General features: G+C 62.2%; 13 protein-coding genes. 3 read left to right on the plus strand and 10 right to left on the minus strand.

Features of this window, described 5'->3' with window-relative positions:
* Positions 1 to 84: 84 nt before the first annotated feature.
* The gene (locus BLP99_RS03440; protein WP_092179724.1) at positions 85 to 987 is read right to left on the minus strand and encodes a LysR substrate-binding domain-containing protein; all 903 of its coding nucleotides are present in this window, start codon (positions 985 to 987) and stop codon (positions 85 to 87) included.
* Between the two features lie 157 nt (positions 988 to 1,144).
* Between BLP99_RS03440 and ydiJ the strand changes: the two genes are divergently transcribed.
* From ydiJ to BLP99_RS03455, 3 genes are all read left to right on the plus strand, one after another.
* Positions 1,145 to 4,201, plus strand: a complete 3,057-nt coding sequence (gene ydiJ, locus BLP99_RS03445) for a D-2-hydroxyglutarate dehydrogenase YdiJ (RefSeq protein WP_092179726.1) — start codon at positions 1,145 to 1,147, stop codon at positions 4,199 to 4,201.
* Positions 4,202 to 4,462: 261 nt separating this feature from the next.
* Positions 4,463 to 5,536: an alpha/beta fold hydrolase gene (locus tag BLP99_RS03450; protein ID WP_072394738.1), complete on the plus strand. Its 1,074-nt coding sequence runs from the start codon at positions 4,463 to 4,465 to the stop codon at positions 5,534 to 5,536.
* A gap of 22 nt (positions 5,537 to 5,558) precedes the next feature.
* Positions 5,559 to 6,056: a cytochrome P460 family protein gene (locus BLP99_RS03455; protein ID WP_072394740.1), complete on the plus strand. Its 498-nt coding sequence runs from the start codon at positions 5,559 to 5,561 to the stop codon at positions 6,054 to 6,056.
* A 148-nt stretch (positions 6,057 to 6,204) separates the two neighbouring features.
* On the opposite strand, the gene BLP99_RS03460 is transcribed toward BLP99_RS03455, so the two are convergent.
* From BLP99_RS03460 to BLP99_RS03500, 9 genes are all read right to left on the minus strand, one after another.
* Positions 6,205 to 7,254 carry a hypothetical protein gene (locus tag BLP99_RS03460; protein WP_092179728.1) on the minus strand — a complete coding sequence of 350 codons (1,050 nt, stop codon included), beginning with the start codon at positions 7,252 to 7,254 and terminating at the stop codon, positions 6,205 to 6,207.
* A gap of 31 nt (positions 7,255 to 7,285) precedes the next feature.
* The gene (locus BLP99_RS03465) at positions 7,286 to 9,097 is read right to left on the minus strand and encodes a hypothetical protein (protein ID WP_072394743.1); all 1,812 of its coding nucleotides are present in this window, start codon (positions 9,095 to 9,097) and stop codon (positions 7,286 to 7,288) included.
* Positions 9,098 to 9,100: 3 nt separating this feature from the next.
* The gene (locus BLP99_RS03470) at positions 9,101 to 10,399 is read right to left on the minus strand and encodes a hypothetical protein (protein WP_072394745.1); all 1,299 of its coding nucleotides are present in this window, start codon (positions 10,397 to 10,399) and stop codon (positions 9,101 to 9,103) included.
* A 19-nt stretch (positions 10,400 to 10,418) separates the two neighbouring features.
* Positions 10,419 to 11,342, minus strand: coding sequence for a hypothetical protein (locus BLP99_RS03475; protein WP_072430519.1), 924 nt, complete (start codon positions 11,340 to 11,342; stop codon positions 10,419 to 10,421).
* A 62-nt stretch (positions 11,343 to 11,404) separates the two neighbouring features.
* Positions 11,405 to 13,786 (minus strand): hypothetical protein, encoded by a 2,382-nt coding sequence (locus BLP99_RS03480; protein ID WP_072394749.1) that lies wholly within the window; start codon positions 13,784 to 13,786, stop codon positions 11,405 to 11,407.
* Positions 13,787 to 13,798: 12 nt separating this feature from the next.
* The gene (locus tag BLP99_RS03485) at positions 13,799 to 14,938 is read right to left on the minus strand and encodes a hypothetical protein (RefSeq protein WP_072458420.1); all 1,140 of its coding nucleotides are present in this window, start codon (positions 14,936 to 14,938) and stop codon (positions 13,799 to 13,801) included.
* Positions 14,917 to 16,362, minus strand: coding sequence for an alkaline phosphatase family protein (locus tag BLP99_RS03490; RefSeq protein WP_092179730.1), 1,446 nt, complete (start codon positions 16,360 to 16,362; stop codon positions 14,917 to 14,919). Before BLP99_RS03490 ends, BLP99_RS03485 begins: the two co-directional genes overlap by 22 nt.
* Positions 16,352 to 17,584 (minus strand): metabolite traffic protein EboE, encoded by a 1,233-nt coding sequence (gene eboE / locus BLP99_RS03495; protein WP_092179732.1) that lies wholly within the window; start codon positions 17,582 to 17,584, stop codon positions 16,352 to 16,354. The genes BLP99_RS03490 and eboE overlap by 11 nt, the downstream gene beginning before the upstream one ends.
* Positions 17,581 to 18,465: a TatD family hydrolase gene (locus BLP99_RS03500; protein WP_072394757.1), complete on the minus strand. Its 885-nt coding sequence runs from the start codon at positions 18,463 to 18,465 to the stop codon at positions 17,581 to 17,583. The genes eboE and BLP99_RS03500 overlap by 4 nt, the downstream gene beginning before the upstream one ends.
* Between the last annotated feature and the right edge of the window lie 10 nt (positions 18,466 to 18,475).

The following is an 18,475-nucleotide window of genomic DNA, read 5'->3' on the forward strand; positions in this document are numbered from 1 at the left end:
GGTGAATCTCGTTTCTCGTACCTGGCCGTGAAAAAAATGGACCTCTGAAAAGAGGTCCATTTTTTTTTGCACGACCGCCAGGGCTCATTGATCGGGGAGCGGTAGTGACAACAGCCACTGGCTGAAGGCCTTCAGCGAGGGCAGGTGCTGGTAGCGGGACGGGTAGGCGAGGAAGTAGCTGCGCCCGCTTTCCATCGGTTCGGACAGGGCGACCAGTCCGCCGCGCTTCAATTCGTCCTGCACCAGGATGTGGGGGATCAAGCCGATGCCGATGCCTGCGGACACCGCCTGGATCAGGTGCGCCGTGAGCTCGAAGCCGGGGCCGGACCTCATGTGCCGGTGGTCCAGGCCATGGGCGTCGAACCAGTCCGGCCAGACGCTGGGCCTCGATACGACGTTCAACAGTACCTGTCCGGTGATGTCCTTGGGGGACAGGGTGCGATATTCGGGCAGTGCCGTGGGGCTGGCGACCACCACCAGTCTTTCCGGGAACAGTTCATGGGCGATGTAGCCGGGCCACTCGCCGTGACCGGCGCAGATGATCGCGTTCATGTCCTGGGTGGATGCCTGGACATCCTCGCGGATGATCCGGGAGTGGATGTGGACCAGTATCCCGGGATGCCGGGCATAGAACTCATGCATGCGTGGCAGCAGCCATTTCGAACCCAGGGTCGGCAGCACCGCCAGGTTCAGGGGGCCGTCGTTGCTGCTGTACGAAATGGCCTGCAATGTAGCGCTTCGAATGCGACCCAGTGCCGCCGTCAGTTCGTGCTGGTACAGGGCCCCGGCCGCCGTCAATTCGATCTTCCGACCCTCGCGCCTGAACAATTCGATTTCAAGTTGCGCCTCCAGGGTCTGCACCTGGCGACTGACAGCGCTCTGGGTCAATGCCAGCTCGTCGGCGGCCTTGGTGAAGCTGCCATGACGGGCGGCTGCTTCGAAGGCGATCAACAGCGACATCGAAGGCGTCAATCTTCTCGGGTTCATTCATAACGCTCATGCAAAACCAGCAGGAATTACGTTTGTCTCAAGGACCAATAGCCGCAAGAATCAGCGAAATCACATGCGCCTGTTCAGCTTGGCTTGTCCTGAGCATGCGTAATAAGAATGCATAGATTAGCTTTTAGCCTGCAGGAATCCCATCATGATTGCCCGGTTAGCGCCTTCCTCTGCCCAGGAAGCGACTTATGACGCTTTTTTGAACGCGCTCCAGGCTGCGGGGTTTCGCGGCGAGATCGCCCGCGACCTTGGCGACCGGACGGTCCTGGCCACCGACAATTCCATCTACCAGCGCCTGCCCCAGGCGGCAGTGTTTCCCCTCGACGTGCAGGATGTGCAGCTATTGTCGCGGTTGGCCGGCCAGGCCGAGCACAGCCAGGTGGTGCTCACGCCTCGCGGGGGAGGGACGGGCACCAACGGCCAGTCGCTGACCGATGGGGTGGTGGTGGACCTGTCCCGTCATCTGAACGGCATCCTGGAGATCAACGTCGAGGAGCGTTGGGTAAGGGTGCAGAGTGGCGTGGTCAAGGATCAGTTGAATGCGGCGCTCAAGCCCCATGGGTTGTTCTTCGCGCCGGAGCTCTCGACATCGAATCGCGCGACCGTCGGAGGCATGATCAATACCGATGCCAGCGGCCAGGGCAGTTGCACTTACGGCAAGACCCGCGATCATGTCCTTGAACTGTCGACGGTGCTGGTGGGGGGCGCCTACTTCACCAGTTCGCCCATGGATGGGGCGCAACTGTCTGCGCTGGCCGGTCGCGGCGATCGGGTCGCGCAGGTCTACCAGTGCGCCCTGGACATCGTCGCTACCCAGGCCGAACTGATCGAGACCACCTTTCCGAAACTCAATCGCTGCCTGACGGGCTATGACCTGGCTCACCTGCGTGAAGCCGACGGGCGCTTCAATCTCAACAGCGTGCTTTGCGGTTCCGAAGGCTCCCTGGGCTTTATCGTCGAGGCAAAACTCAACGTCCTGCCCATCCCCAGGCATTCCATCCTGGTGAACGTGCGCTATGCCGGATTCATGGACGCCTTGCGAGACGCCAAGGCACTGATGGCGATGAAGCCGCTGTCCATCGAGACCGTGGATTCCAAGGTGCTGATGCTGGCGATGAACGACATCGTCTGGCACGGCGTCGCCGAGTATTTCCCTGAAGACCCCGCCAGGCCGACGCTGGGGATCAACCTCATTGAATTCAGCGCAGACGACGAAGAGGCGCTCCAGCAGCGGGTCCACGAATTCGTGCAGCATTTGCAGCGCGATACCTCGGTGGTGCGCCTGGGCCATACGCTGGCCATCGGTGCCGATGCGCTCAAGCGGGTCTATGCGATGCGCAAGCGCGCGGTGGGCCTGTTGGGCAACGTCAAGGGCGAGGCCAGGCCGCAGCCGTTTGTCGAAGACACCGCTGTGCCTCCCGAAAATCTCGCGGATTTCATCCTCGAGTTTCGGGCCCTGCTGGACAGCCATGGCTTGCAGTACGGAATGTTCGGCCACGTCGATGCCGGCGTGCTGCATGTGCGCCCGATCCTGGACATGAAGGACCCTGCCCAGGCGGCCCTGGTCCGGCCTGTCTCCGATGCCGTCGCGGCCCTGACCCAGAAATATGGCGGGTTGCTGTGGGGCGAACATGGCAAGGGCTTGAGGTCGCAGTATGTGCCGGACTATTTCGGTGACCTGTACCCGGCCTTGCAGGCGCTCAAGGCGGCTTTCGACCCCAACAACCAACTCAACCCAGGCAAGATCGCCACGCCGGCGACGGTTCCCGGCGCGCGCCTGACTCGGGTTGACGAAGTGACGTTGCGCGGCGAGCTGGATCGGACCATCGATGAGCGCGTCTGGAAAAGCTATGACGCGGCGGTGCATTGCAACGGCAACGGCGCCTGCTACAACTTCGACCCCGATGACGCCATGTGCCCGTCGTGGAAAGCCACGCGCAATCGAGTCCATTCTCCGAAAGGCCGGGCATCGTTGATACGCGAATGGCTGAGGCGGCAGGGGCTGGAGGGTGTCGATGTCCTGGCGGCGAGCGACCGGCTGCGGGCCGCCGCCCCCTGGAGCATGGCCCGTCGCGCTATCAACAGCCTGGCGCAGAAAATGGGGCAGCGGGATTTTTCCCACGAAGTCTATGAGGCAATGGCCGGGTGCCTGGCCTGCAAGTCATGCGCGGGCCAATGCCCGGTCAAGGTGAACGTGCCGGAGTTTCGTTCGCGTTTCCTCGAGCTCTACCACAGCCGCTATCTGCGCCCCCTCAAGGACTACCTGATCGGGTCCCTGGAATATACGGTGCCCCATATCGCCAGGATGCCGCGCCTCTACAATTTCGTCATGGGCGCACGGCCGGTTCGCTGGGTACTCGAACGGGCCGCCGGGATGGTGGACAGTCCGCTGCTCAGCCTGGTGGACTTCACGGCCGCTTGTCGGACATGGGGCGTGGAGGCCGCGACGCCTGAACGTCTAGCCGCGCTGTCAGACGAGCAGCGAGAGAAAAGCGTCATCCTCGTCCAGGATGCCTTCACGCGTTTCTTTGAAACCCCGTTGCTGGTTGACTGGCTGGAATTGATTGCTCGGCTTGGCTACAAGGTCTACCTGGCCCCGTACGCGCCCAATGGCAAGCCGCTCCAGGTCCAGGGTTTCCTCAAGGCGTTCGAAAAGGCCGCCAACTTCAACGGGCAGACGCTGTCGAGCCTGCAGCACTACCGGATTCCATTGGTGGGACTCGATCCGGCGATGACCCTGGTCTATCGACAGGAATACACCAAGGCCGCGGGCGACGTGGCGCCTCGGGTGCTGCTCGCGCAAGAGTGGCTGGCCAGTGTAATGCCGCACACGCAGGTCACGCAGACGGATGAGCCTTACCAGTTCCTTCCCCATTGCACGGAAAAGACCAACGAGCCGGGCAGTGTCGCGTTGTGGCAGAAGATATTCGAACGCATGGGGCTGACCCTTCAGGTCCCAGCCAGTGGCTGCTGCGGCATGTCGGGGACCTACGGTCACGAAGCACGCAATGCCACGACATCGGACACGATCTACGGACAGTCCTGGAAACCGCTCATCAAGCGGCTCAACCGCACGGGGCGAGTCGTTGCCGATGGGTATTCCTGCCGTAGCCAGATCAAGCGCCAGGAGGGCACAACGGTGCTGCACCCCCTGCAGGTCGTGTTGGCCCGTGTGAGAGAGCAGGCCGGCGCTGACCGATAGACCTGCCGTGCGATACCCAGGGCTGCAACAGCCCTGGAAGCGCCTCGATCGCTTTTGTATCTCTATGTAACAAAACCCCGCATCGATACGGACTGTTGCTTAAACGGGCCGCCGTGACACATCCGAGACACCTCCCCGGCATCAAATGATCTCATCGAGACAGCGCAGGGCCGTCTTGCCTCGGGTAAATCCGTTGGCGAACCGCTTCCAACCGATCTCACATTTCGAACCGCTACTTGCCGTCCCCACGGGAGATTCACCATGGCCACGACTCTGTCGACCCCAACCTTTTCACCGCGCCTTCGGCGTCTGCTCGCGCCGTCTGTCCTGGCGATTGCCTTGCTGCAACTGGGCGCCCTGGGCGCTGCCTCGGCGCAGGCGAGCGCCGCCGAAGTACCGGCCAGCACCATCGGCGCCATTACCCCGGGCAGCCACACTTCGTTCGGTCCCCTGAAGCATGTCAAGGCGGGCCTGCTGGATGTCTCCTATGCCGAAGTCGGGCCTGCGGACGGGCCGGTGGTGATCCTGCTGCACGGCTGGCCCTACGACATCCACAGTTACGCCGACGTGGCGCCGGCGCTGGCGGAGAAGGGCTATCGGGTGCTGATTCCGTATGCCCGGGGTTATGGCGATACGCGTTTTCTTTCGGCCAGGACCGTGCGTAACGGTCAACCCGCTGCCCTCGCCAAGGATCTGATCGACTTCATGGACGCGCTGAACATCAAGCAGGCGGTGCTCGGCGGCTATGACTGGGGCGCACGCACGGCCGACATCGTCGCGGCGCTATGGCCGGAGCGGGTGAAGGCGCTGGTCGCCGTCAGTGGTTACCTGATCGGCAGCCAGGCGGCGGGCAAGGCGCCGCTGCCGCCGGCCGCCGAGTTGCAGTGGTGGTATCAGTTCTACTTCGCGACGGAGCGTGGTCGTCTGGGCTATGAGAAGAATACCCATGACTTCGCCAAGCTGATCTGGAAACTGGCCTCGCCCAAGTGGAACTTCGATGACGCCACCTACGACCGAAGCGCCGCCGCTTTGCAGAACCCCGACCATGCCGCCATCACCATTTTCAACTATCGCTGGCGCCTGGGCCTGGTCAAGGGCGAAGCCCGCTACGATGCGCTGGAGAAGAAACTGGCGACGTTCCCGTCCATCGGCGTGCCGACCATCACCCTCGAAGGCGATGCCAACGGGGCACCGCATCCGCCTGCCGAGGCCTATGCCAAGCGCTTCACCGGCAAGTACGAGTATCGCCTGATCAGCGGTGGCATCGGCCACAACCTGCCGCAGGAGGCCCCGCAGGCTTTCGCCCAGGCGGTGATCGATGCCGATCATCTGTGAATGGGGTACAAGGAGATCGATGATGAAAATCCGATACCTGACCTTGCTGACTGCCGCCATGGCCACCTTCGCCGGCGTCGCCTTGGGCGACACGGGCGGCGGCGATGTCTCACCCATCTACGGCGTCAAGCTGCCCGACGGCTACCGCCAATGGGCGCTCGTGGCGCCGGCACAGGAGGCCGCGCCCTTGGACGAACTCCGGGCCGTATTGGGCAATGACCTGGCGATCAAGGCCTACCAGGCGTCTACGCTGCCATTCCCCGACGGCACGGTGCTGGTCAAGCTGGCCTGGAAACACGTCCAGTCGCCGGAGTTCGAACCGGCGTCCATTCCCGGCGCGGCCACCACCGTCCAGGTCATGGTCAAGGACTCCAGCAAGTACGCATCGACCGGTGGCTGGGGGTTCGGTCGCTTCATCAACGGCAAGCCCGCCGATGAAGCACAGCACCAGACCTGCTTCGCCTGTCACCAGGCGCGCGTGCAGAACCATGACTTCGTCTTCACGCGATGGGCGCCATGACTCGATTCGTATCCTGTTCCGGCTGACCGCAGCCTGGCTGCCTGTTCACGGTAGCGGCCGGGGATGGTAGACGAGCCTGCCTTGGAAGCGTTTTCCATTCCAGGGCATCGACGGCGGCGGGGACAGGAATGCCCCGCCGCGCGGTCGATCAGAGCGATACCCGGCGAAGCCTGCCACTGAGTGGGACGATCTGATGGTCTGGCGTGGGCAACGGTCTTCCGATCAGGCCCATGCCTTCGCTTACCAGCACGGCGTGCTGCACCACACACAGGTTGGACGGGGTATCGAGATTCCGGGCCAGCACATCGACCTGGGCTGTCTGCAGATTGCAGCTCAACAGCCGGCCCGAGAACCGGGTGAAGCCACCATGCCGGACCTCGCCGTTCCAGTCGGGCAGCAGGGGTTGCTGCAGGCTGTCGCAGAGCTCCAGCACCAACACGTTCCCTCTCGGGCAGAGCGCCACGCCCGTGGGCAGTTGCAAGCCGCTGATCAGCCGTTCGATCTGCCCGCTGTCGGGGTGGACCCGAATGACCTGGCCGGCCTTGTCGGCGAAGTCGATGCCTCTGCGGCTTGGGTCGCCTCGCAGTTCGCCGGAAAACAGGCTGATCAGCACGGCCTCCGTCGCCGGTTCGTACACCAGGGTCACCGGTACGGCTTCCTGGCCTTGCGCCAGTTCGGGCAACTGGACCAACACGCGTTCGTCCTGTCCGATGACGAACTCCACCAACTGGTTGGTATCGGGTTTGACGGCCAGCCAACTGTGGCGAAAGGGGTGGTAACACAGCGCGTTCAGATTGCCGCGGCTGTGAAACACCGGTTCGGGCGGCGTGTATTGCAGGTCCAGCAGCCTTGATCCGTCGACGTAGTCGGTCTGGCTGGCCAGGCAGCGTCCCTCGCCGCAGGCGATATCCGACAGGCCCATGATTTCATCGCGCAACATGCGCGCCTGCATGTTCATGGCGCGCAAGCCGTCTGCCACGACCTCCGGCGGCAGATAGGCACCGGGTACATGGGGATCGGGACGCCAGCGCGTGATGCGACCGCTGAAGGTCTGCTGCGGCAGGCCGGAACCGGCCTCGGCCAGCAGCAGGCTGCCATCGACCTGCACGCAGACGCCGCGAGGGTTCAGCAGGCCCTCGGCGATGAGGGTGCTGGGGCGCAGGGTTTCGTTGGGCTGCGCCGGGATCTGGATGGGCATGGGGGCTCTCTCCATGGGGCAAGGGGCGTGATCACTGCGGCGCTTGCCACGGTTCCCCGGTGAGGTAGGCCCGCAGCAGCGCCCGCTGGCAGGGCGACATGGAACGCACCACGGGCATGAACAATGTGGTGCCTTTGTAGGCGTCCGAGGTCCGGGCGAGAATGGCATTCTTCGCGCCCATGATTGCGTCGGGCTGGTTCAACGGGACGTAGCGCGACATCGCGGGGAAGGCCAGGTAATGGAAACGCAGGACGTTGGGATACATCAGCGGCCAGGTGATGGTGGTGCCCGTGGGGATGCCGAAATCGGTCTGGGCGTATTTGCGCATGTTGGTGAAGTAGGCACTGGCCGCACTGCCGTTGGCCGTGTAGGTCAGTGCGACGAAGCCCGCCTGGGCGGCGCTGTCCGGTTTGAGGGTGACGGGAAAACTGACCGACAACTGGCCGCTGTCCAAGGTGAGCGAGGCGGGGAAGTCGAGGAAGTCCCAATATTGCGGATCGGTATACACCGCAGAAGGTCCCGCTTGCAGGCCGATTTCGGTGGTGCTGGTCACCGGGCCGCCCAGGTAGCGGACTTGCAGGGTGATCGACAGTCCGTTGGGGTAGTCATCCAGATAGACGTTGCGCTGGTCGGCGTAGACCCGATAGGTCGATTCGGTGGCTTGCAGCGTTGTGGTGGCGACCTTGCCGGGCGCATTGATCGCCAGGGCGCTGGTTTGCACGGCCTGCTGCTGATCGAAGGTCATGGGCAGGTCGACGATACCGCCATAGACGTAGTAGTCGGACAGGAAGCGGCTGGTCGGTTCAAGGGTCGCCAGGGTGGTGGTGCCGGCGGTGAAGGTGACGGGGCCGTAGTCGGCGTTGGGCCCTATGGGGCTGGTGATGTCGTCCCGGACAGCCCGGAAGGTTTCCTTGGGGATGACGTTCACCATGTCGATGCTCAGGTAACCGTTTTTCTCCCCCAGTTCGGCGTAGCCGGTGCCCCCGGTCGCCTGGTTGACCAGTTGCCGGCCCGGCTGACAGTTCAGCGGCTCATCGGCGAAGGCCGGGGCCAATGTGCCGATGACCCGGCCGATGCTCGGGTTGGGTGTGTATTTGCCGGCGGCATAATCGGCGTCCAGTTGTTCGGTGGTCATCGTCGGGCACATCTCGAACATGACGAAACGCAGGACGATGCCCGTCGCCCCCGGCGCCTGGATGATCGAGCGCAACCCGGCGCTGTTCTGGTTCCAACTGACGATGCTGCTCAAGGGAAAGGTCAGCTGGAAGGTGCCGCTGGCGTGGAAGGAGCCCGGTGCGTCCATTGATTTGGGGAGCAGTACACGAACCGCCACGTCGAGACTGCTGCACACGGTATTGCTGTGGATCAGCAGTTGGATGTCACTGTTGCCGCCGATCTGCAGGCCACCAACGAAGATCTGCGTGGTCGTCGTTCCGGAGGGATCCAGGTCCACCATCATCGGGCCAGACACCGGCCCTTGGCCGGTCACCGGGTCCACCGAACCGAGCAGGTAGACCGGCTGGCCCACCAGATCGCCGGTGGTGCTGATGCCGCCTGGCGCGCCTTGGGAACTGATCAGGGCGTTCTGCATGTCGACGACGTGCTGCCCGTAGTGATTCCAGCCGCCGGCGGTGTAGTAGGTGCCGTTGGGGGCGTTGATCATGTCGTTCAACTGCTCGTCGGTATAGGACTGGGCCCCTGGCGCCAGGGTCGAAGTGGTCAGGTCGAACAGCGGCCACTCCTCGTTGCCGTTGTAGGGAATGGTGGGAGAGTTGTTCGGCAGGCTGACATCGGTGCGGATGCCGCCCCAGAAATTCAGTCGGGGTCCGTTCAGGATGCTCATGATCTATTTCTCGTCCTTGATGGATTTGATGACAGGCGAACTGGCGAATTTGAACAGATAGGAAAAATCGGATTTGTAGGGGCTCCTGACCGGTGTCGCCATGGAGTGGCAATTCATGCAGCTGCTGTTGGGCTGGATATAGCTTTCCATGGTCACGTTGGCCGAAAGCGACGGTGTCGGCTGGCCCAGGGGATTACTGGGGTTGTCGGGCATCAGCGGGCGCTGGGTAGTGATGAGCTGGTAGTACTTGAGCACGCTTTTTTGCAGGCCAGGATCGGACTGGTAATTGGCGTTGACGCCGTTGGTCACGTCGGCAATCGGGGTGACCCGGTTCAATGGGTTCGGGGTCTGGAACGTCGTGCCGGCCTTGGGCACGCAGACCAGGTGCGTACCCTGGGTCTGCCAGTCGCAGGGCGACTGGTTGAGGCTGGTAACGGGCGCCGCGGCGTTGAAGTAGGAATAGGCCGTGCCTGCGGCCGGTTGATCGATCCACTTGCCGTTCACCAGTGCCTTGGGCGGTACGTTGTCGACCTGCTCGAAGGTCGACCAGATCCACTGCGGGTACCCGTTGGCCTTGGTAATGATGTGCAGCCCCACCAGGCCCAGGTACGCCTCGGTGACACCGGTGCGGCGGCCCTGGTCGTCGAACGTCGCGACGCGGGCAAACTGGGTCAGGTAGCGGCTGGCGTTGTCGCTGGACGTGAGGATGCGCCAGCTCGACTTGACCTCGATGACCCCGTTGGGAAAGGCGATGTTGCTGGCCTTGGAGACCACATCGGCGTTGTAGTACTGGTTGTCGACGATGTAGTCATAGGACGTTTCGTTGGCCGAGATATCGTAGTAGGTGGGGTTGCCTGCCTGGTCGATCAGCCAGCCACCGACGGCCTGGTCCACGGCGTTCACCAGCGAGCTGTTCTTCAGCGCGGCAATGTTGATGATGGCCAGGCTCTTTGCCCGCTGCGGGCTGTTCCACGGGCCGGGGTCGGTACCCTGGGGCAGGAAGATTTCTTCCACGCTCTTGTAGGTCTGCCAGACTGTGTAGCCGGGGTCCCCGGGTTGCTTGTTGCAATTGGGGTCGCCACGCTGGCCGTCCTGTGCCGGCCAGTTCAAGGCGATGAACATCTGCCAGCTGTATTGATCGAACAGATCCTGGCTGGCATTGGCGGCAGGCGCGGTGTTGGGGGGCTGGCAATTGAGGGTCGTGGTCGGCTTCGGCGTGTCCTGCTGGGACGGTGCCAGGGCGAGCGCAGGCAGGCTGACGACACTCAGTAGCATCGCGGTAAAACCAAGAGAAGTGTTCATGATAATGCTTCGTCCTTGATCAGGGTTTGCGCTGCATGAGCTTGTTCCATTGGGCTTTCTGGCCGTTGCTCCGGGACGCTGGCGGCTCGAATAACTGGCAGGGCGGCGGGTTTGACGGGCACATCGCTGCCACCTGGGCCCAGGTCTGGGCCGGGTCTGGCCTGGCGATGCGGAAGTTGGTGTAGTTCTGGCTGACGATGGGCGCATCGGCGACCTTGGCGTCACCGGAGAAATAGAATGATTGCGGATGCCGATAGGGCGGCTGCCCGGTCATTTTCCTGTAGAAGGCGTAACCGAACAGGATGGGGCCCTGGGGAGAGTCAACGTCCACGGCGTAGGCCTGGACGCTGCCATCGAGGTGCTTGCTGCGCTCGGCGCTGTAGGGCAAGTGCTTGATGAAGTCTTGCCGGGGCGGATGGTTCATCGGTGAAAACATGCAGCAGGCCGGCATGTCGCTGGGGCGGTCCTGCGGGTAGGTCAGGAAGTACGCCTTGTTGCCCAGGGACACGAATGAGCAGGTGTAGTTGTTGTTCTTGATCGGGAAGATCGGCAGGCAGTATTTCTCGTAGTGCTCCATCATCGCACCGAAGCCGTCGCCATCGGCCGGAATGTACGTCGTGTCGTAATAGCTGGTGCCTCGCGATACGGTGTAGTCCGCCGGGGCAAGGGTGCTGGGCGGATCGCTATAGGGCGGCGGGTTCTTCTCGTAGTTGTGCATCACCCGGTACATGGTCCAGTCGCTGATCCAGAACGCGGGGAAGAATGGATCGGAAGGATCGCCCGGCGCGCGCCTGGCGATGCAGTTGCCGTTCTGTTCGTTGCAGCCCTCGTTGTTGTGGACCCCCATGGTGAAGTACACGGCGCTGCTGTCCTGTTGGGCAAAAAGCCCCGGACTGAACAACAGGATCAGTAACAACAGTCGGCTCAAGAGGCTGGCTTTCATATCGACACTCCTGTGAAGTGCCGGGTGGCGGGTTCGCCACCCGGTGATCCTCGGTGAACTCGTCAGAGGCCGTTGTAGTCACTCATGCTGAGTTTCCTGGGGGGGTAATTGAGTTTCACCAGACGCTTGGCCCACAGCTCCAATATGGCGCGACGGCTCTGGGACATGTCCCGGGTGATGGGCATCGCAAGGGTGCTGTGGTCCTGGTAATCCTTGCTGATCAGCAGGATCAATTGGTCAACGGCGCCCTCCACGCGCGTCCGGGAATTGAGCGGCATGAACTTGTTCATGATGGGGTACAGGTAATAGAAGGTTTGCAGGATCTTGGGATAGATGAACGTGTTCCACAGTTGTTCCGGGGCATCCGTGTCCTCGTAGATGGCGTTCCAGGTGTCGACGAATTCCTGTTGCAACGGCATGTCCACGGGCAGCACCCGTATTGGCGCGAGGAAATCGACGAAGGCCTGGGTGAGTGGAAAGCTGAAGGGAATGACCGGTTTTTTGCCATTCTCCTGCACGAAGAAGCGCAAGGTAGGGAAACCCGGCGCCACAGCCCGGCAGCCTACCTGGGCGATGCCTTGGGCGTTGGTGGTGATAATGGCGTAGGAATAACTGACGCTGGCCTTATTGTCCTGCAGTGTACCGGTGCCAGTTTGGGGGTTTTCAAAGACCAGGCAGGGGCGCAGGTCGACGGCTATCGGTGTACCGGAAACCTTGAGAAAGTTCTGATAAGCAACCGGATTGCCTACGGGTTGAGACACGTCCTGCAGGTCGGTCAGCCCGCGACCGCTACCGGTGCTGCGATAGAGTGCGACCGGGGGCACGTCGGTGAACTGCGGCAGACAGGCGGTGTTCTGGGTGCGGTCCGGCGGGTTGTCGTAGAACAGCGTGAAGTCGACCGCGTTACTGAACGCCAGGTAATAGTTGCTGGTGGTCACCATGTAGGGATTGCCGTACTCCGCCACATACAACGTGGTGTTGGCAGCCGGCTGGCCGTTTTTCTGCACCATGATGCTCAGCGTCTTGCGGTCACCGACGTCGATGAAGCCGCCGCTCTCGATCACTTCGGCGGTCCATGTCTGCTGGGTGGCGGCGACGGTCTGGGGAGCGCTGTACAGGCCCAACTGACGCAGAATCAGCGGACCGGATTCCAATATGCCCTTGGTATAGTCATCGAGGGGAATATCGAGGATACCCGAGCGCTGGTTGAAGGCAGCCTGCTGGTATTGCGCGAAGCTCAAGATGACCGCCGGCTTGAATTTTCCATCCTTTTCGGCGCCCAGGTGGTAGGTACCGGCATTGAATTTTTCCGGGACGGGGATATCAGCCGTGTCATCCACGGGATAGCTCGGAAAGGTATTGCCCAGGTCAAGTGACAGGGTGTAGTCGTTAATCTGTGCCGAAATCACCCCCAACTTGACTTTTTTGGTCTCCTGGGAATGTGCTTTGCTCATCGACACCTCCTGATCGGGCACCAGGCGCAGCCCGGCAGGGGCGGTGGGGTATTCGTTGGCGAACCACAGCCCCAGGACTGCCGAGGTGCGGCTGTAGGCGGGGTTGAAGAAAATCTCGTTGACGTTTTTCAAGCCTTTGTTGTACAGGTCACGCACTTTCGCCATGACGTTCGGGTCGTTGGAGCGGGTGTTCACGCTCTGCGGGTAATCATTGAATATGCCATTCCTGTCGTAGCAGGTCAGGTAGACGCAAAAGCGGAACATCAGGCCCTGTGCCCCTTGCTGCTCCATCTGCTGCTGGAGGTTGGCCAGCAGGGACGATTTGCCGATTACCCATTCCAGGTTCTCCTTGGGGAAGCAGGTCTGCCAGGTGGTGCTGACGTTCACCAGGCCACCCAGGGCTCCCCAACCGAAGTTCAGGAAACGGTCCATCATCCGGTACTTGCGGTTGAGGGTCAGGCCGCAGGACGTACCCCCCAGCACCAGTTTGTCGAAATACAATGCGGTGAACGTGTTCTGCCATGGACTGATATCCACGAAGCGCGCCGCAGTGGGGGTGGAGCTGCCCAGGGGGCTGCCGAGCAACTGGTAGGGCGCGCCCACCAGCGGATCATGGTCGATGTAAGTATTGGGCTGCAGTTCGCCGCCGATGACGGTCGACGTTGTTTTCCCGTAGTTCACCAGGCCGCAACCGTTATCGCCGAACAGATCCCATTCGGCCGGCATGTACGGGTCATGGTTCAGATCGACATTGCCTGGTACCTGCTGCACATAGGTCGGCATGTGAGCCATGTACTGCGTGGAGACGGTCCATGGCATCAGTCTGTCGGGGGCGTTGTGCTGGTCAATGCCGAAGTGCTTCACGAACGGCCAATTGATGTCCATCTTCACCGCGTCATACAGCGGGAACTTGTCGTTGTTATTGGCCGTTGGCGGGTTCCAGAACATCTCGCCGTTGAGGTAGATGCGGGGGAAATTCAGTACGCTCATGTCGTGCTCTCCTTAGCGTTGCCACTGGGCGCGTTTGAGCGACCAGACAAAATCCAGTTTGTTGTAGCCGGTGAAGTCCTTCTCCGACAGCGGCGTGGTGGGGTAGGTGAGCCCGCCCTGGGTCGGGATGGCGAAATTGAAATAACCGCTGTTCTTCGAGTAGGCGGCGGTGTCGTGGCAGGCCAGGCAGGACGATGTGTCCTGGAACGCCGATTCCAATTGCGAGTTCGCCAGGACCTGGGTAATGCGTTGGTATTCCACCCCGATCAGCTCGTACTTCGAGAGTCCTGGTTGACTGGCCTGGAATTGTGTATTGACCGGTATCGCAGCCGATGTCGGCCCGGTTTGGTTTTTCATCGGCGCCGATGGCTGGCCCTTGGTCACGGTGTACTTGGAGTTGTTGACGTTTTCGAAGGTGGTCCAGACCCAGCTGGAGGTCAGCTTGTTGACCACGTGCAAGCCGCTCAACGCCGCATAGCCGACCCTGTAGCCGGTGCCCACCGGGTAATAGGCCTGGGCGACATAGTAGCCGTCGCTTTCCAGCCTCTTCTTGTAGGCCATGTCCGCACCGATCCACAGCCAGGCGGCTTTCAACTCCCAGGCTGTAGCCGGAAAGTTCAGGCTGCTCGACAGGGCATCCTGACCGTTCATGTTGTAGACATTGTTCTTGACGATGTAGTTGTAGGTGTCCTGGCCCATCAGCAGTTGAAAACGCACGACGTGACCTTTTTGTGTGTCAGGCACGGCGGCACCACCCATTTCCAGACTCAGGCCGTCGACCTGCTGGGTGGCATTGAGGTTGTGCAGCACTCGGTTCGAGTTCAGACCCAGGGCGTTGGCTTGCCTGATCACCTCGTCCGGCAGCCGCATGCGACTGTCGTACGAACCGGGGTTGGCGCCGTTGGCCAGATAGACCTGGTCGGAGGGCTTGAACGACTCCCATTGACGGTTGTAACCCCGGGCGTCGGATTGGTTCAGGCAGACGAACCAGTTCCAGGCCATGGCCTCGGGGCTTTGTTTGAACGCTTTACGCGTCGCGTCAACGTCTGTCCCGTAGGTGAGGAAGTCGCTGCAATTAAAGCTGTCGTTGTCCTGTGCCTGGGCCAAACCGGCCAGGGCACTGAGAACGGTTATGGAAATGGCTCGCCGCATGGAAGCTCCTTGGCATTGGCCGTGTCGGTAGGAGAGCGCCCCAGGAAGTGTTCCAGGAGCAGTTGCTTCACCGCCGTGGCCGCAAGGTGCTGGGGTAACGGCAGATCACAATTGGTGATGAGCAGCGGGCCGGTTTCCTCGCTGGTGGGCAGCCGGCCATGGCTGCCGCGAATCAGCCCGGTGTCCAGCGGAATCAGGTCCATGTAGTAGCGAAATCCGAGTTTTTTCTGCAACAGGCGGCGCGCCACCTTCAGCCTGGGAAAACGAATGGTGGGGTCGATGAACAGCTCCAGCGGGTCGTAGCCGGGCTTGCGATGGATGTCCACGGTGCGGGCGAAATCCGGTGCCTTGCGGTCGTCGAGCCAGTAGTAGTAATCGAACCAGTAGTCCGCCGAGGCGACAGCGACCAGCTCGCCGCTGCGCGGGTGATGCAGATGCCAGGTCCGTTGGTCGTCCTTATCGAGCACCTGCTCGATGCCCGCTTGCCGCTGCAGCAATGCCTTGACCCGTGGTATGTCCCGAGGCTGCTTGACGTAGATGTGTGCGACCTGGTGATCGGCCACGGCAAAGGCCGCGCTGGCGCCCGGGTCGAGCAGTTCCCAGCTCAGGGACTGGCGCACCTGCAACAGGCCCTGCGAGCGCAACAGGCGGTTGATGGACACCGACTGGTGGACGGCTTCGATCCCGTATTCGGAGAGCAGCATCACCGCCGCGCCTTGTGCCTGGGCAAACGCCAGCAGGCGACCCACTTCGTGGTCGATGGCGCGGACTTCATCGACGATGGACGGATCGTCGGGGCCGAGGCGTTGCAGGCTGTAGTCCAGGTGCGGCAGGTAGATCAATTGCAGGTCGGGCCGGTTGATCCCGAATTCGGCGATGGCGCAATCGACGATCCAGCGGCTCGAGGCGATGCCGGCCGCCGGCCCCCAGAAACTTTGGAACGGAAACTGGCCGATCTGCTGTTCGATCCGCTCATGCAGGCTCGCCGGCGAGGAGTACAGGCCGAACAGTTTGCGGCCGTCGGCGGGGTAGTGCGGACGGGGGGTGATGGCGGCGTCCACCTGCGCGTACATGTTGTACCACCAGAACAACTGGCTGCAGCGAAACCCGGGCAACTGGCGCTGCAGCGTCTGCCAGATTTTCTCGCCCTGGACCAGGGTGTTGGGTTGCAGCCAGAACCGCACTTCGGCCTGGTCGCGAAAATACCAGCCGTTACCGACGATGCCGTGCTCCGACGGTGCCTGCCCGGTCAGGATCGAGGCCTGCACCGTAGAGGTGACGGCCGGGAAGACCGGTTGCAGGTAGGCCATCCTGGCCTTCTGCAACAGGGCATTGATGTGCGGCGTCGCCGCGCCGAGCAGCGCCGGCGTCAGCCCTACCACATTGATCAGCAGCAGCGGTTGACGAGGGCGCTCAGCGTGCATTGGCGTACACCTCCCGGGCCTGGGAATGCAGCAACTGCCGGTGGCGCAATTGCTCTTCGACCCAATGCAGTTCCCTGGCGATGCCCTGGAGCTGGGCCTGGGCGGTGGTGGGTCGCAGTTGGGCAGGCAGCACGCCCCAACTGTAGGTCTCCACCTCGAGGACCGGACGAAAATCCCCATGGTCGGCAAGGTAGTCGAAGGTTCGCGACAGGGCGTCCTGGCTGCCGCTGAGCTCCGGCAACAGCAAGTGTTCGCTGAACAGCGGGATGTGGAAATGGATCCTCAGTTCGGCATGTTGCTGCTGCCGAGGGTCTGCGCAATCGCCGAGGGCAATGGGCAGGTCGGCCCAGGCCCTTAGACGCGCTTGCTCATCCTGGGCCTTCACCTGGTGCAGATAGGTGGTTTCGGCGAAGCCCCCCAAGGCGTCGAGCACCTGTTTGCGCCGATCGAGGGCCTGGGGCAGGCGACAGATCAAGGCATTGGACAGCTGGATCTTGCCGACGGGCACCCGGGCCTGACGCAACCGGTCCAGAGACTGGTAGCAGTCCTCGAAGACCACGGCCTGGTGGCACACGTCGAAACACAGCGCCAGATGGTCGTGGTGGGGGTCCCTGGCCTGCAGCCGATGGAAGAAGGCGATGGCCTGCCCGGTGTTTTCCAGCACACAGTCCGGCTCCATCTCCAGGCAGAACACGATCTTCTTGCCCGTCTCCAGGTGGAGCCTGGCGAGGGAAGCCGTGAGCTGGCGCAGCTGATGCTCGGCACGCTGCTGCAAATTCCCGTTCCAGTGGGCGGCGTAGCCCAGGGGCACGGTGGAGATGACACCTTGGGAACAGTCAGGTGGCAGCGCCTGGGCGAGGATCCGTGCCAGATTCACGCTGTATTCCAGTCGCCGCGGATCGGCCCAGTGGGGCTGGTAGACCTCGGCTTTCACTGCGCCCTGATGAAACTGGCCGTAGGGAAAGCCGTTGAGGGAGGTCAGGCGCAACCCGTTGTGTCGCAGCAGGTGGAGGAAGTCCCGGCGCGCCGAAGCCTGCTGCAGTTCTCGCGCGGCGAGGGCGCTGATCCACAGGCCGCTGTCCTGTTCGTCGAGCCCGCGCAGCCTGCGAACGCCCTGGAAATGCTCCGCGATGGACGCACGCAGGCTGGCCAGGTCCGGTGTGGGGTGCACGTTGCTGCAATAACCGATCTGCGCGGCATGCCAACCGGTCTCGATCTTCATTTGACCACCGGTTCCTGGCCCCGCAGGGTCGAGTTGTCCTGCCATTGCTTGCGCTGGTCGATGGGCAGCGGGGTACCGACCAGGGTCTTGTCCAGTTGCCCGCTCTGGGCAAAGAAATCCACCGGGTTATGGAACAGCACCTGTTCCACCTGGGCCTCGCTGAAGCCGGCCGCGAGCATCGCCTCGCCGGTCTTGGGCACCTTGAGCGGGTCGCTGATGCCCCAGTCGGCGGCGCTGTTGACCACCATCTTTTCCGTGCCGTACTGCTGGAGCAACGCGACCATGCGCTGCTCCGACATCTTGGTGTTGGGGTAGATGGAATGGCCACGCCAGCAGTCCGTGTCCAGCACCAGGGGCAAGGTCAGCTCGTTGAGGTGGTCGATGATCACCAGGTGTTCGGCGATGCCGATCTCGCGAATCACCGCCAGGGTGCGCTTGGTGCCGCCGATCTTGTCCCGGTGGGGGGTATGGACCAGCACCGGCAGGTTGAACTGCTTGGCCAGTTCCAACTGGGCGGCCAGGAAACGGTCTTCTTCGGGGGTAATGTCGTCATAGCCGATCTCGCCCACCGCCACCACGCCGTCCTTTACCAGGTAGCGTGGCAGGATCTCCAGCACCTCATTGGCCACCGAGAGGTCGTTGGCCTCCTTGGGGTTCAGGCCGATGGTGCAGAAGTGGTGGATGCCGAACATGCTGGCGCGAAAGCGTTCCCACCCCAACAGCGTGTCGAAATAGTCGATGAAGCTGCCGACGCTGGTCCTGGCCTGGCCTTGCCAGAACGCGGGCTCGATGACGCCGGTTATGCCGGCAGCCGCCATGTTCTGATAGTCGTCCGTGGTGCGGCTGACCATATGGATATGCGGGTCGAAATATTTAGGCATGATGCATCCT

Origin of the sequence: Pseudomonas sp. NFACC32-1 (assembly GCF_900101215.1) — a bacterium.
Lineage (GTDB): Bacteria > Pseudomonadota > Gammaproteobacteria > Pseudomonadales > Pseudomonadaceae > Aquipseudomonas.